This window comes from Pseudomonas sp. LAMO17WK12:I10 (genome assembly GCF_900215185.1).
GTDB classification, from domain to species: Bacteria; Pseudomonadota; Gammaproteobacteria; order Pseudomonadales; family Pseudomonadaceae; genus Aquipseudomonas; species Aquipseudomonas chlororaphis.
In genome coordinates this window covers 306,297-320,997 of the sequence record NZ_OBDX01000004.1, presented here as the reverse complement: position 1 = coordinate 320,997, position 14,701 = coordinate 306,297, and the positions used below count along the sequence as shown (strand labels likewise).

15 protein-coding genes are annotated in these 14,701 nt (G+C 61.0%); 12 read left to right on the top strand and 3 right to left on the bottom strand.

Annotated features, from left to right (window positions below):
• Positions 1–361: 361 nt before the first annotated feature.
• Positions 362–715: a hydroxyisourate hydrolase gene (gene uraH / locus CRO75_RS07625; protein WP_097134893.1), complete on the bottom strand. Its 354-nt coding sequence runs from the start codon at positions 713–715 to the stop codon at positions 362–364.
• 420 nt (positions 716–1,135) lie between these two features.
• Here uraH and puuE point away from each other — a divergent pair, with 420 nt between their 5' ends.
• The 9 genes from puuE to CRO75_RS07580 all read left to right on the top strand — a co-directional run bounded on the left by puuE (position 1,136) and on the right by CRO75_RS07580 (position 10,265).
• Entirely contained in the window at positions 1,136–2,062 is a 927-nt protein-coding gene (puuE, locus tag CRO75_RS07620) for an allantoinase PuuE (protein ID WP_007921782.1), read from the top strand.
• The gene (uraD, locus tag CRO75_RS07615) at positions 2,059–2,574 is read left to right on the top strand and encodes a 2-oxo-4-hydroxy-4-carboxy-5-ureidoimidazoline decarboxylase (RefSeq protein ID WP_097134892.1); all 516 of its coding nucleotides are present in this window, start codon (positions 2,059–2,061) and stop codon (positions 2,572–2,574) included. Before puuE ends, uraD begins: the two co-directional genes overlap by 4 nt.
• An 81-nt stretch (positions 2,575–2,655) precedes the next feature.
• Entirely contained in the window at positions 2,656–3,657 is a 1,002-nt protein-coding gene (alc, locus tag CRO75_RS07610) for an allantoicase (RefSeq protein WP_097134891.1), read from the top strand.
• 87 nt (positions 3,658–3,744) lie between these two features.
• Positions 3,745–4,248 (top strand): ureidoglycolate lyase, encoded by a 504-nt coding sequence (locus CRO75_RS07605; RefSeq protein ID WP_007921785.1) that lies wholly within the window; start codon positions 3,745–3,747, stop codon positions 4,246–4,248.
• A gap of 51 nt (positions 4,249–4,299) precedes the next feature.
• Entirely contained in the window at positions 4,300–5,619 is a 1,320-nt protein-coding gene (locus CRO75_RS07600) for a urate hydroxylase PuuD (RefSeq protein ID WP_097134890.1), read from the top strand.
• Positions 5,620–5,808: 189 nt separating this feature from the next.
• Positions 5,809–7,167 carry a nucleobase:cation symporter-2 family protein gene (locus CRO75_RS07595; RefSeq protein WP_062825014.1) on the top strand — a complete coding sequence of 453 codons (1,359 nt, stop codon included), beginning with the start codon at positions 5,809–5,811 and terminating at the stop codon, positions 7,165–7,167.
• A gap of 145 nt (positions 7,168–7,312) precedes the next feature.
• The gene (locus tag CRO75_RS07590) at positions 7,313–8,098 is read left to right on the top strand and encodes an outer membrane protein OmpK (RefSeq protein WP_085531837.1); all 786 of its coding nucleotides are present in this window, start codon (positions 7,313–7,315) and stop codon (positions 8,096–8,098) included.
• Positions 8,099–8,482: 384 nt separating this feature from the next.
• Positions 8,483–9,268 carry an outer membrane protein OmpK gene (locus tag CRO75_RS07585; RefSeq protein WP_085531839.1) on the top strand — a complete coding sequence of 262 codons (786 nt, stop codon included), beginning with the start codon at positions 8,483–8,485 and terminating at the stop codon, positions 9,266–9,268.
• A gap of 142 nt (positions 9,269–9,410) precedes the next feature.
• Positions 9,411–10,265, top strand: coding sequence for a pirin family protein (locus tag CRO75_RS07580; protein WP_085531841.1), 855 nt, complete (start codon positions 9,411–9,413; stop codon positions 10,263–10,265).
• A gap of 89 nt (positions 10,266–10,354) precedes the next feature.
• On the opposite strand, the gene CRO75_RS07575 is transcribed toward CRO75_RS07580, so the two are convergent.
• On the bottom strand, positions 10,355–11,527 hold the full coding sequence (locus CRO75_RS07575; protein WP_085531843.1) for a patatin-like phospholipase family protein: 1,173 nt from the start codon (positions 11,525–11,527) through the stop codon (positions 10,355–10,357).
• A gap of 48 nt (positions 11,528–11,575) precedes the next feature.
• Positions 11,576–12,508: a lipid A biosynthesis lauroyl acyltransferase gene (locus CRO75_RS07570; RefSeq protein WP_097134889.1), complete on the bottom strand. Its 933-nt coding sequence runs from the start codon at positions 12,506–12,508 to the stop codon at positions 11,576–11,578.
• Between the two features lie 121 nt (positions 12,509–12,629).
• On the opposite strand from CRO75_RS07570, the gene minC reads away from it, so the two are divergent.
• The 3 genes from minC to minE all read left to right on the top strand — a co-directional run bounded on the left by minC (position 12,630) and on the right by minE (position 14,600).
• On the top strand, positions 12,630–13,367 hold the full coding sequence (minC, locus tag CRO75_RS07565; protein ID WP_085532517.1) for a septum site-determining protein MinC: 738 nt from the start codon (positions 12,630–12,632) through the stop codon (positions 13,365–13,367).
• A 166-nt stretch (positions 13,368–13,533) separates the two neighbouring features.
• The gene (gene minD / locus CRO75_RS07560) at positions 13,534–14,346 is read left to right on the top strand and encodes a septum site-determining protein MinD (protein ID WP_007928664.1); all 813 of its coding nucleotides are present in this window, start codon (positions 13,534–13,536) and stop codon (positions 14,344–14,346) included.
• Complete coding sequence (gene minE / locus CRO75_RS07555; protein WP_007928666.1) at positions 14,346–14,600, top strand: cell division topological specificity factor MinE; 255 nt, start codon at positions 14,346–14,348, stop codon at positions 14,598–14,600. Before minD ends, minE begins: the two co-directional genes overlap by 1 nt.
• Positions 14,601–14,701 lie beyond the last annotated feature (101 nt).

The window sequence follows — 14,701 nt, the reverse complement described above, 5'->3', positions numbered from 1 at the left end:
GGCGACATCGATGCCAACGATGGGTGTTTGTATTGTCATGAGACGCTCCCGCGGACAAGATAAAACGACCTGTCGGGGACTCGCGTTTGGCGCAGGCTTGTAGATATGGTCGGTCTTGAGGGGCTACTCAAGCCGATGGATTCCTTATCGGCGCTTGTGATGAACGCGAGAGTGGGGGAATTCTCCTACCGTCTGGCTTGCAGAAGCGAGTTAAGTCCCTCCACCCCGACAGGCCCACCTTAAGACATACAAGCGAGCTTGCTCGCGATGCCCCCATTTTCGACGGGCGAAAAAAAGCCCGCAGTGTGAGCGGGCGAAAGACCAAAGAAGCTATTTGCGCAGGCTTCGTGGGGGGAAAGTCCTAGCTTCCTCTGTAGGTCGAATAGCTGTAGGGCGAAATCAGCAGCGGTACGTGGTAATGCTCCTGCTCGGCCGAGATGCCAAAGCGCAGCACCACCACATCGAGAAACGCAGGTTCGGGCAGTTGTACGCCGCGGGCACGGTAGTAATCACCGGCATGGAATTGCAGCTGGTAAACCCCGGTGCGGTAGTCATCGCCTTGCAGCAGCGGCGCATCGCAACGGCCGTCGCTGTTGGTCAGGGCACTGGCGACCAGTTCCAGCCGCGTACCTTCGACCCGGTACAACTCGACCTTGATGGCGCTGCCTGGGCAGCCATGCGCGGCATCCAACACGTGTGTAGTCAAACGTCCCATTGATTCTGCGTGTCTGTGCGCGTTCACACGTCCAGACCTCGCGCCTCCTGAAGTCAGTTGATAAGGAGACCGCACCGTTTCGGAGCACGAAAGGATGCGGCGAGGAATTTATTAAGACACTTTTAAAAAAAATTGTACACAATAAAAATCACCCATTTCCGGGTACTTCGAGCAAGCCCCCGTATTCCCTTGATTAGCGGCTACACCATGAGGACAGAAGACTTTTCATCCATTAGCTGACCAACCAGGCAGGTTTCTTGCAGTACCCAGGCATGAACACAATCGATGAAAAATGCAAAAAATCGGGCTTACAAACCGAATGAAAAGTTGTATACAATCAGCCCATCGCTGTGACGTCAGCCTGTCCTTCCCCCCAGGCCCCGCCACGCCACCGTTATCACGATAAGAAGGAAGACTGCAGTGAGCGCTGACTACCCACGCGACCTGATCGGTTACGGCTCCAACCCTCCTCACCCTCACTGGCCGGGCAATGCCCGCATCGCCCTGTCGTTCGTGCTCAATTACGAAGAAGGCGGCGAGCGCAATATCCTGCACGGCGACAAGGAGTCGGAAGCCTTCCTTTCGGAAATGGTCGCCGCCCAGCCCCTGCAGGGCGAACGCAACATGAGCATGGAATCGCTCTACGAGTATGGCAGCCGTGCCGGCGTCTGGCGGATCCTCAAGCTGTTCAAGGAATTCGATATTCCGTTGACCATCTTCGCCGTCGCCATGGCCGCCCAGCGCCATCCGGACGTGATCCGCGCCATGGTCGAGGCCGGCCACGAGATCTGCAGCCACGGCTACCGCTGGATCGACTATCAGTACATGGACGAAGCCCAGGAACGCGAGCACATGCTCGAAGCGATCCGCATCCTCACCGAAATCACCGGTGAGCGCCCGCTGGGCTGGTACACCGGCCGCACCGGCCCGAACACCCGGCGCCTGGTGATGGAAGAAGGCGGTTTCCTCTACGATTGCGACACCTACGACGACGACCTGCCCTACTGGGAAGCCAACAACCCGACCGGCAAGGCGCACCTGGTGATCCCCTATACCCTGGACACCAACGACATGCGCTTCACCCAGGTCCAGGGCTTCAACAAGGGCGACGACTTCTACCAGTACCTCAAGGATGCCTTCGACGTGCTGTACGCCGAAGGCGCCGAGGCGCCGAAGATGCTGTCCATCGGCCTGCACTGCCGCCTGATCGGCCGCCCGGCGCGCCTGGCCGCCCTGAAGCGTTTTATCGAGTACGTTAAAGGTCACGATCAGGTGTGGTTCACCCGCCGAGTGGACATCGCCCGCCACTGGCAGCAAACCCATCCGTTCCCGGGGGCGGCGAAATGAGCACCTTCCAAACCCTGAAACCCTCGACCCTGAGCCGCGACGCCTTCGTCAAAGCCTTCGCCGACATCTACGAACATTCGCCATGGGTCGCCGAAAAGGCCTTCGACCTGGGCCAGGATGCCTCGATCGACCGGATCGACGTCCTGCACCAGCGCATGAGCGATATCCTGTTGAGCGCCGACTACCAGAGCCAGCTGGCCCTGATCAACGCTCACCCGGACCTGGCCGGCAAAGCCGCCGTCCAGGGGCAACTGACCGCGGCCAGCACTGAAGAACAGTCTGGCGCGGGTATTCACCAATGCACGGCCGAAGAGTTCCAGCGCTTCACCGAGCTGAACGACGCCTACAAGGCCAAGTTCAAGTTTCCCTTCATCATGGCGGTAAAAGGCAGCAACCGGCATCAGATCCTCGCGGCGTTCGAAGCACGCATCCACAACTCGGTGGACACCGAATTCAGGTGCGCACTGGCGGAGATCAACAAGATCGCCCTGTTCCGATTACTGACTCTTTAGCGAGCAGCCCCTGTGCAAAGTGCAAAGCACACAGGGCCAGCAAGCATCCCAAGCCACTCTATAAAAAGGCAGACAAGAAGAATGAAAGCTTACGCCGTACCTTTCGAGAAGTTCGTCAACCTGGCCGACGCCCGCCTGGGCACCAAGATCATCTCGGTGACCGATGACTGGTTCGCTGACGCCAACCGTCTGTTCCAGCCGACCCCGGCCGTATGGAAGGAGGGCGTTTTCGATGACAACGGCAAGTGGATGGACGGCTGGGAGTCGCGCCGCAAGCGCTTCGAAGGCTACGACAGCGCGGTGATCCGCCTGGGCGTGCCTGGCCAGATCAAAGGCGTGGACATCGACACCTCATTCTTCACCGGCAACTTCCCGCCATCGGCCTCCCTGGAAGCCTGCTTCCTGGCCCAAGGCGAACCGAATGAAAACACCCAGTGGGTGGAAGTGCTGTCGGCCGTCGAGCTGCAAGGCAACAGCCACCACTACCACGAGATCAGCAACGACCAGGCGTTCAGCCACCTGCGCTTCAACATCTACCCGGATGGCGGCGTGGCCCGTCTGCGCGTGCATGGCATTCCGTACCGCGACTGGTCGGCGGTCGGCGACAACGAGCAGATCGACCTGGCAGCCGCCCTCAACGGCGGCCGCGCCCTGGCCTGCTCCGACGAACACTTCGGCCGCATGAGCAACATCCTCAACCCGGGCCGCGGCATCAACATGGGCGATGGCTGGGAAACCGCACGCCGCCGTACCCCGGGCAATGACTGGGTGATCGTCGCCCTGGGCCATCCGGGCGAGATCGAGAAAATCATCGTCGACACCCTGCACTTCAAGGGCAACTACCCGGACAGCTGCTCGATCCAGGGCGCCTTCGTCAAGGGCGGTACCGACAGCCAGATCGAAACCCAGTCGCTGTTCTGGCGTGAACTGCTGCCGAGCCAGAAGCTGGAAATGCACGCCGAACACACCTTCGCCGAGCAGATCAAGGCCCTGGGCCCGATCACCCATATCCGCCTGAACGTGTTCCCGGACGGTGGCGTCAGCCGCCTGCGGATCCTCGGCAAGGTCGCGAAGTCGAAGTAATGCTGCGCCCACAGGAGCGAGGCTGCTCGCTCCTGTGGGAAAGATGATTCACCGACAACAACGAACTCACAGATTAAGAAGAACAGCATGCGCACATTGATGATCGAACCGCTGAGCAAAGAAGCCTTCGCCCCCTTCGGTGACGTGATCGAAACCGACGGCAGCGATCACTTCATGATCAACAACGGTTCGACCATGCGCTTCCATCGTCTGGCTACCGTGGAAACCGCCACGCCGGACGACAAGGCGATCATCAGCATCTTCCGCGCCGACGCGCTGGACATGCCCTTGACCGTCCGCATGCTGGAGCGCCATCCGCTGGGCAGCCAGGCTTTCATTCCGCTGCTCGGCAATCCCTTTCTGATCGTGGTCGCGCCACTTGGCGATGCACCTGTATCGGGCTTGGTCCGCGCCTTTGTCAGCAATGGCAGGCAGGGCATTAATTACCATCGCGGCGTCTGGCACCACCCGGTGCTGACGATCGAAAAGCGGGATGACTTCCTGGTGGTTGATCGCAGTGGCACAGGCAATAACTGCGATGAGCATTTCTTTGAAGAGGATGAGTGTTTGATCCTCGCCCCCCACCAATAAGAGAAGGTCTGATCACTCGACAACAAGGGTGACAGGCGAGAGGTAAAGACTGTGGAAGCACATCTGTTGGAATGGCTCAACCTGAGCGTGCGTTGGGTTCACATGATCACTGGCGTGGCCTGGATCGGCGCGTCGTTCTACTTCGTCTGGCTGGAAAACAACCTCAATCGCGTCAACCCCAAGGACGGCCTGTCGGGCGACCTCTGGGCGATCCACGGTGGCGGCATCTATCACCTGGAAAAATACAAGCTGGCCCCACCGTCCATGCCGGAGAACCTGCACTGGTTCAAGTGGGAAGCCTACTTCACCTGGATGTCGGGGATCGCCCTGCTGTGCCTGGTGTTCTACTACAACCCGATGCTCTACCTGGTAGCGCCCGGCAGCGGCCTGACCGGCCCTGAAGGCGTGGCCATCGGCATCGGTTCGCTGATCGCCGGCTGGTTCGTCTACGACTTCCTCTGCGACTCGCCCCTGGGCAAGAAACCCGCCCTGCTCGGCTTCATCCTGTTCGTGCTGTTGATCGCCGCGGCCTATGGCTTCAGCAAGGTGTTCAGCGGTCGCGGCGCCTACCTGCACGTCGGCGCCATCATCGGCACCATCATGGTCGGCAACGTGTTCCGCATCATCATGCCGGCCCAGCGCGCGCTGGTGGCCGCCATCGCGGAAAACCGCACGCCGGACCCGACCCTGCCGGCCAAAGGCCTGTTGCGTTCGCGCCATAACAACTACTTCACCCTGCCCGTGCTGTTCATCATGATCAGCAACCACTTTCCGAGCACCTACGGCAGCCAGTACAACTGGTTGATCCTGGCCGGGATCGCGGTGCTGGCAGTGCTGGTGCGTCACTACTTCAACACCCGCCACGACAGCCACAAGTTCGCCTGGACCCTGCCGGTCGCCGCCCTGGGCATGATCTGCCTGGCCTATGTCACCGGCCCCGCGCAAATGGCCAACAGCCCGGAAGTGGCCAAGGCGCCGGCGAAGATCGAGTACCAGCCACTGCCGGAAACCGCCATTGGCGGCGGCGCCAAGCCTGAAACCGCCGCGGCTCCGGCAGCTCCGGCAACTCCCGAAGTGGCCCCGGCACAAGCGTCCACGGCGGCCTTGGGCCCGACCTTCGACAAGGTGCACAACGTGATCCAGGAGCGTTGCACCGTCTGCCACTCGGCCAAGCCCACCAGCCCGCTGTTCAGTGCCGCGCCGGCCGGCGTGATGTTCGACACCCCGGAGCAGATCAAGCTCCAGGCCCCACGCATCCAGGCCCAGGCAGTCGCCAGCCAGATCATGCCGCTGGGCAACATCACCCAGATGACCCAGCAGGAACGTGACCTGATCGGTGCCTGGATCAACCAGGGGGCACGCACCAACTAGTACCGCGATGCCCGACGACCGCTATCGCGGGCAAGTCGGATCGCCGCCCGCTCGCCCCTACAGCTCATGCAATACCTGTAGGCGCGAGCTTGCCCGCGATCAACCGCCACGCGGTTGGCCTGCTGCAAAAAAGCTGTTCGCAACCACACAGCTTTCTAATCACAAGAATAAGAAGATCCGAGGTGTTGCATGTCCGCGTTAAACGAACCGCGCATCCCCGACGCACCCGCCATTGCGCGACTGCCTCTTTTGCAACTGATTCTGGTCGGGTTGCAACATGTTCTGTTGATGTACGGAGGCGCCATCGCGGTGCCGCTGATCATCGGACAGGCCGCGGGTCTGAGTCGTGAAGAAATCGCCTTCCTGATCAATGCCGACCTGCTGGTCGCTGGCATCGCCACCCTCGTGCAATCCCTCGGCATCGGCCCCATGGGCATCCGCATGCCGGTGATGATGGGCGCCAGCTTCGCCGCGGTGGGCAGCATGGTGGCCATGGCCGGCATGCCGGGCATCGGCCTGCAGGGGATCTTTGGCGCGACCATCGCCGCCGGTTTCTTCGGCATGCTCATCGCGCCCTTCATGTCCAAGGTGGTGCGCTTCTTTCCGCCCCTGGTCACCGGCACCGTCATCACCTCCATCGGCCTGTCGTTGTTCCCGGTCGCGGTGAACTGGGCGGGCGGCGGTAGCCACAATGCCGAATTCGGTTCCCCCATCTACCTGACCATCGCCGCGCTGGTGCTGGGCACAATCCTGCTGGTGCATCGGTTCATGCGCGGTTTCTGGGTGAACATTTCCGTGCTGATCGGCATGGGCCTGGGCTACGTGCTCTGCGGTCTGATCGGCATGGTCGACCTCAGTGGCATGGCCCAGGCACCCTGGGTGCAGGTGGTCACTCCGCTGCATTTCGGCATGCCGCAGTTCCATCTGGCGCCGATCCTTTCGATGTGCCTGGTGGTGGTGATCATCTTCGTCGAGTCCACCGGGATGTTCCTCGCCCTGGGGAAAATCACCGGCCAGGAAGTCACCCCGCGCATGCTCCGCCGCGGCCTGCTGTGTGATGCCGGCGCCTCGTTTTTCGCCGGTTTCCTCAACACCTTCACCCACTCTTCGTTCGCCCAGAACATCGGCCTGGTGCAGATGACCGGCGTGCGTTGCCGCTCGGTGACCATAGTCGCCGGCGGCCTGCTGATCGTGCTGAGCCTGCTGCCCAAGGCGGCTTTCCTGGTGGCCTCGATTCCCCCGGCGGTACTGGGTGGCGCGGCTATCGCCATGTTCGGCATGGTGGCGGCGACCGGGATCAAGATCCTCCAGGAGACCGATATCGCCGACCGGCGCAATCAACTGCTGGTGGCGGTGAGCATCGGCATGGGCCTGATTCCGGTGGTCCGCCCGGAGTTCTTCGCCCACCTGCCCTTGTGGATGAGCCCGATCACCCACAGCGGAATCGCCATGGCCACCCTCAGTGCGCTGGCCCTGAACCTGCTGTTCAACATCCTGGGCGGCACCGAACGGGCCGCCAGCAACGCCCGACACGTCCACCAGCATTGAAGCCTGGACGGGGCGGCCCGATAGCCGCCCCTGCTTGACCGTCGATACCCGAAATACACGCACGACAGGCAGACCCGGCACCGCGCCCGGTCGCAGTCGGCGGCTGCCTGCGCCTTGACAATAAAAACAAACAGGGAGCAACACGATGAGACATGCACACGCACGCCTGCTGCTCGGCGGCGCACTGCTGGCCACGACCCAGGTCATGGCCGGCGACCTACTGCTGTGGCAGACCAACAGCCTGACGTACCTGTATGGCAAGAACTTCGCGATCAACCCGTCGATCCAGCAGACGGTGACCTTCGAACACGCCGACCGTTGGAAATACGGCGACACCTTCCTGTTCGTCGACAAGATTTTCTACAACGGCGAGGAAGACCGTAACAAAGGTCCCCACGCCTTTTACGGCGAGTTCAGCCCCAGGCTGTCGTTCGGCAAGATCCTCGACCGCTCATTCGCCTTCGGCCCGGTCAAGGATGTGTTGCTGGCCATGACCTACGAATATGGCGAAGGCGACAGCGAGGCCTATCTGATCGGCCCCGGTTTCGACCTGGCCGTTGCGGGCTTCAACTATTTCACCCTGAACTTCTACCGCCGCCAGACCGAAGGCCCGCGCCCCGGCGACGGTGTCTGGCAGATCACTCCCTCCTGGTCCTACAGCATTCCGTTGGGCCGTTCGAACCTGTTGATCGACGGCTACCTGGACTGGGTGGTGGACAACGACCGGAACGACCGCGGTACCTACCACGCCAACCTGCATATCAACCCGCAGATCAAATACGACCTGGGCAAGGCCCTGCGCCTGGGCGAAAAGCAGCTGTATGTCGGTCTCGAATACAGCTACTGGAAAGACAAATACGGCATTCAGAACAGCGCCAACCTGGACACCAATCAGAACACCGCCAGCCTGCTGGTGAAGGTGCATTTCTAGAATGACCGGCAAACGTGCCCCAAAGTTGTTTCAAGTGCGCTATTGCAGAGCACTTGAGCAAGGCCGTGGGAGTCAGTATTCTCCGCGGCCGCCTGAATCCGGTGAAAAAAAAAGGCCGGATTTAAAACCTGACCGGAAAGCCAACTTATCCCGGCCTCTGGGAAGTACCAAGGCGTACCGAGTTAAAACCGAATTCACTCTCGATCGACTGTATTCGTACAGGCGCGCGGGAGTTTTTGCGCTTTTTTTTCGCCTTGGCTCAGCTCTTGCTATCAGCAACAAAGCTGACCGATCGGATGATTTTTCAGCCACTAAAAGGTGCCACACCAGAGCACCGGCTTTTAAAGAAAAACGTGGAACCACTTACTTTTTGGGAGCAACCGAATGAACCGCATCTGTAAAGGCCTGATGCTTGCCGGATCCTTGCTGGCAGGGGCCCAGGCCACCGCCGGCGACCTGCTGCAATGGCAGAACAACAGCCTGACTTACCTCTACGGCAAAGACTTCGCGATCAATCCAGAGATCCAGCAGACCGTTACGTTCGAACATGCCGATGCCTGGAAGTACGGCGACAACTTCCTGTTTATCGACAAGATCTTCTACAACGGTAAAAAAGACGGCAACGTCGGCCCGAACACTTATTACGGCGAGTTCAGCCCGCGTCTTTCGTTCGGCAAGATCTTTGATCAGAAGTTGGAGTTCGGCCCGATCAAGGATGTATTGCTGGCCATGACTTACGAGTTCGGCGAAGGTGATAACGAGTCCTACCTGATCGGTCCGGGCTTCGACCTGGCGATCCCCGGGTTCGATTACTTCCAGTTGAACTTCTACAACCGCCAGACCGAAGGCAGCCGTGCCGGCGACAATGTCTGGCAGATCACTCCGGTCTGGTCCTACACCATTCCCGTGGGCAGTTCTGACATCCTCATCGACGGTTTCATCGACTGGGTGGTGGACAACGACAAGAATGCCAAAGGCGAGTACCACGCCAACCTGCACATCAACCCGCAGATCAAGTACGACCTGGGCAAGGCGCTGAAACTGGGCGACAAACAGCTGTATGTCGGTATCGAATATGACTACTGGAAGAACAAGTACGGGGTCAAGGACACCCCCTACTTCGACACCGACCAGAACACCGCCAGCCTGCTGCTCAAGTACCACTTCTGATGCAGTGAGCGCCGTTCCCGTGCTGGCCGCGGGAACGGATTACATCGAATAAATCGATAGCAACGTGCCGATATTCGCAACCATCGATCAGTTGAGCTGGCATAGCATGTCGCTCATTCCAACCTGATCAGGAGTTGCATCTATGACTCAATTTCGCACAGTACTCAGTGTCCATACCGGCCAGCCCGCTTCGGACGGCGCCGGCGTCAGACTGACCCGGGTCTTCGGTGGCCAGGGTGTCGAGCGCTTCGACCCGTTCCTGATGCTCGATGAATTCGGCTCGGAAAACCCCGACGACTACATCGCAGGTTTCCCGCCCCATCCCCATCGTGGCTTCGAAACCGTCACCTACATGCTCGAAGGCCGCATGCGCCACGAGGATCACCTGGGCAACGTCGGCCTGCTGGAAGGCGGTGGCGTGCAATGGATGACCGCCGCCAAGGGCATCATCCACAGCGAGATGCCGGAACAGGAAGAAGGCGTGATGCGCGGCTTCCAGCTATGGCTGAACCTGCCGGGCAAGCACAAGCTCGACAAGGCCGGCTACCGGGACATTCAACCCCAGGACATCCCCCGCCTGACCACCGCCAATGGCGTGGAAGTGGTGGTGATCGCCGGCCGCTTCGATGACGGCCAGGCGCAGCAGACCGGCGCCGTCGAACGGCCGGACACCGAGCCCCACTACTTCGACCTGCGCCTGCCTGCGGGCGCCAGCATCAGCCCGCGCCTGCCTGAAGGGCATCGGGCCCTGCTGTACGTCTATGAAGGTCAGATCGACCTGCCCGGACATCCGCAACCGGTCGCCAGCAGCAAGCTGGTGCGCCTGTCCGACCAGGGCGAGATTCAGTTGAGCAGTGCCGACGGCGCCCGTGTGCTGTTGATCGCCGGCAAGCCGTTGGGCGAGCCGATCGTGCAGTACGGACCGTTCGTGATGAACACCCGGGAAGAGATCGAGCAGGCATTGCGGGATTTTCGCGACGACAAACTGACGGCTTGAGCCACGCAGGCTCAAAACCGCTATCGAGGGCAAGCTCGCTCCCACACAGAGGCAAGTTTTCTGTGAGGGCAGGCTTACCCTCGATGCATTTAGACGGTCGCGACTTCTGCCGCCAACCCCAGGAACCGCCGCAGCTCGTCGCGCTTGGCCAAGGCATCGCTGCGCCCCAGCTCGATCAACTCGCTGCAATATCCCGCCTCGAACAGCAGGTAACTCAAGACCCCGGCACCGCTGGTCTTGGTCGCCCCCGGCCCGCGCAGGAACAGGCGCAATGCCGCCGGCAGCTCATGCCGGTGACGCGCGGCGATCTCGTCGATCGGCTGGCTGGGTGCGATCACCAGCACCTCCACCGGCGCCACGCCCAGGGTGCGGACGGGCGTGCCCGACGGCAGCAGATGACTGAACTGGTTGAGTCGCTGCAAGAGCTCGATGTCGCTCTCCAGGCTGTCAATGAACGTACTGTTGAGCATGTGGCCACCGATCTGCGCCAGCGTCGGCTGCTGCCCGGTGTAGCTGCGTTGCTGGGGCGCCTGCGGATCGATGCCACGGGGGTTGCCGCTGACCCCGACCACCAGCACCCGGCTGGCGCCCAGGTGCAACGCCGGGCTGATGGGCGCCGATTGCCGCACCGCGCCGTCGCCGAAAAACTCCTGGTCGATTTTCACCGGCGCGAACAGCAGTGGAATCGCCGAGCTGGCCAGCAAGTGCTCGACCGTGAGTTCGGTGGGCAGGCCGATACGTCGATGGCGCAACCAGGCCTCGATGGTGCCGCCGCCCTGGTAGAAGGTCACCGCCTGGCCCGATTCATAACCGAAGGCCGTGACCGCCACCGCCTGCAGATGCTTTTGCGCAATGGCATGACGAATACCGGACAGCTGCAGCTTATCGTTCAACAACTGCCGCAGCGGCGCGCTGTTGAGCAGCGCCACCGGGACCGGCGCGCCCAGGCCGAGCAGGCTGTGGCCGACGAACCGGGTAGCCTGGCGGATCACCCCGGGCCAGTCGCTGCGGATCACCTGATGGCTGCGAAAGCCCTGCCAGAACGCCGTGAGACGCTCGATGGCCGCGGTGAAATCCAGCGCGCCGCTGGCCAGGCTGACCGCATTGATCGCCCCGGCCGAGGTCCCGACTATCACCGGGAAGGGATTGCTCGCCCCCGCCGGCAGCAACTCGGCAATCGCCGCCAGTACTCCTACCTGATATGCCGCACGAGCCCCGCCGCCGGAAAGAATCAATCCTGTGACCGGTTCCGCTGGGCTCATCGCTACACTCCATGACGCTGAAAGGGCTTTCAATCTAGCGCGATAAGTTCAACCGCGCTTCTTATACAGCTTCGGCTCGCCTGGCGGGCGGCTCTTGAAGCGCCGGTGCGCCCACAGATACTGCTCCGGACACTCGCGCAGCACACCCTCGATCCACTGGTTGATACGCAGGCAATCGGCCTCTTCGGTCTCACCCGGGAAATCCTGCAACGGCGGGTGAATCACCAGCCGATAACCACTGCCATCGGCCAGCCGCTGCTGAGTGAAAGGCACCACCAGGGCCTTGCCCAGCCGGGCGAACTTGCTGGTGGCGGTGACCGTCGCCGCCTGGATGCCGAACAGCGGCACGAATACGCTCTGCTTGGCGCCGTAATCCTGGTCCGGTGCGTACCAGATGGCCCGCCCGGCGCGCAGCAGCTTGAGCATGCCGCGCACGTCTTCACGCTCCACCGCCAGGGAATCCAGATTGTGCCGCTCGCGGCCACGACGCTGGATGAAATCGAACAGCGGGTTCTTGTGCTCGCGGTACATGCCGTCGATGGTGTGCTGCTGGCCCAGCAACGCCGCGCCGACTTCCAGAGTGGTGAAGTGCAGGGCCATGAGGATCACGCCCTTGCCTTCCAGCTGCGCCTGCTTGAGATGCTCCAGGCCTTCGACATGGGCCAGGCGCGCCAGGCGGGGCTTGGACCACCACCAGCTCATGGCCATTTCGAAAAAGGCGATGCCGGTGGAGGCGAAGTTTTCCTTGAGCAGGCGCTTGCGCTCGGCGGCGGACTTTTCGGGGAAACACAGTTCCAGGTTGCGCTTGGCGATCCGCCGGCGCTCACCGGCCACCCGGTACATCAGCGCGCCCAGGGCACGACCGATCCACAGCAGCAACGGATAAGGCAGCTGGACCACCAGCCATAGCAGGCCCAGACCCAGCCACAGCGGCCAAAAACGGGGATAAAGAAATGCAGCTCGAAAACGCGGGCGATCCATTACAGATTCCGGACAGACAACAAGGTCGCGCATTCTACATCGGTTCGACCCGGCTTGCGGCCTGCGGGCGTTCTCGTTATAAGTCTCGGCACTTTTAGTGACAAGCCGCTTTATGCCGACCATGAGCCAAACCGAATCGCAAGACCTGGATCCTGTGTTCCAGTTGAAGGGCAGCATGCTGGCCATCACCGTGCTGGAACTGGCCCGCAACGACCTCGAGGGCCTCGATCGCCAACTGGCGGCGAAGGTCGCGCAAGCCCCGAATTTCTTCAGTAACGCCCCGCTGGTGCTGGCGCTGGACAAGCTGCCGGCCAGCGAAGGCGCCGTCGATCTGCCCGGCCTGATGCGCGTCTGCCGTCACCATGGCCTGCGCACCCTGGCAATCCGCGCCAGCCGCATCGAAGACATCGCCGCGGCGATCGCCGTCGACCTGCCCGTGCTGCCGCCTTCCGGCGCCCGGGAGCGGCCGCTGGAACCGCAGGAAAGCGAAGCCCGGAAAAAGCCTGAAAAGCCGCCTGAGCCGACCATCAAACCCACCCGTATCATCACTTCGCCAGTACGCGGCGGGCAGCAGATCTATGCCCAGGGTGGCGATCTGGTCGTGACCTCCTCGGTCAGCCCGGGTGCGGAACTTCTGGCCGATGGCAACATCCATGTATACGGCCCGATGCGCGGTCGAGCGCTGGCCGGGGTCAAGGGAGATACCAAGGCACGGATTTTCTGTCAGCAATTGAGCGCTGAACTGGTGTCCATCGCCGGCCAGTACAAGGTTTCCGAGGACCTGCGGCGCGATCCGTTGTGGGGTGCCGGGGTCCAGGTCAGCCTGTCGGGTGACGTGTTGAACATCACACGTCTTTAACGGATACTGCCGCATTTTCCAAGCATCTCTAAAACGTAGCGAATACGGCTCAAACGAAGTAGGAGCAGGTGTTTACCGACCTCCAGCCAAGGCTGTCCGACTGCAGTAGTTTTCAAGAGATGTTTTTCAGGGGCTAAAAGTCCTTTTTCCTTAGGGGTGAAACACCTTGGCCAAGATTCTCGTGGTTACATCCGGCAAGGGTGGTGTGGGTAAGACCACCACCAGCGCCGCTATCGGTACCGGCCTCGCTCTGCGCGGCCACAAAACAGTCATCGTCGACTTCGACGTCGGCTTGCGTAACCTCGACCTGATCATGGGTTGCGAACGTCGCGTGGTGTATGACTTCGTCAACGTGGTCAACGGCGAAGCCAACCTGCAGCAAGCCCTGATCAAAGACAAGCGCCTGGAAAACCTCTACGTACTGGCCGCCAGTCAGACCCGCGACAAAGACGCGCTGACCCAGGAAGGCGTGGAAAAAGTGCTGATGGAGCTCAAGGAGACCTTCGAATTCGTGGTCTGCGACTCCCCGGCCGGTATCGAGAAAGGTGCTCACCTGGCCATGTACTTCGCCGACGAAGCGATTGTCGTGACCAACCCGGAAGTTTCCTCGGTACGTGACTCCGACCGCATGCTGGGCCTGCTGGCCAGCAAGTCCAAGCGCGCGGAGAACGGCGAAGACCCGATCAAGGAACACCTGCTGCTGACCCGCTACAACCCTTCGCGTGTCAGCAACGGCGAAATGCTTGGCGTCGAAGACGTCAAAGAGATTCTCGCAGTAACGCTGCTGGGCGTGATTCCAGAATCCCAGGCAGTACTCAAGGCTTCCAACCAAGGCGTTCCGGTGATTCTCGATGACCAGAGCGACGCCGGCCAGGCGTACAGCGATGCTGTCGACCGTCTGCTGGGTAAAACCGTGGAACACCGGTTCCTTGATGTTGAGAAGAAGGGATTCTTCGAGCGCCTGTTTGGAGGTAGGTAATGAATCTTTTTGACTTCTTTCGTGCCAGCAAGAAAGTAAGCACCGCGTCGGTAGCGAAAGAGCGTCTACAGATCATCGTGGCGCATGAACGCGGCCAGCGCACTACCCCTGATTACTTGCCTGCCTTGCAGAAGGAACTGGTGGAAGTCATCCGCAAGTACGTCAATATCGGGTCCGATGACGTGCATGTCGCCCTGGAAAACCAGGGCAGCTGCTCGATCCTGGAACTCAATATCACCCTGCCTGATCGCTGATCGATTCGGCTGGAGCCACGGCGGCTCGGTCCCTCGGTTTTTCTACAGGAGCACACGCGCTCCTGTAGAAGCCGGGTCGATCGAGCCGCCGTTGGCGTTTG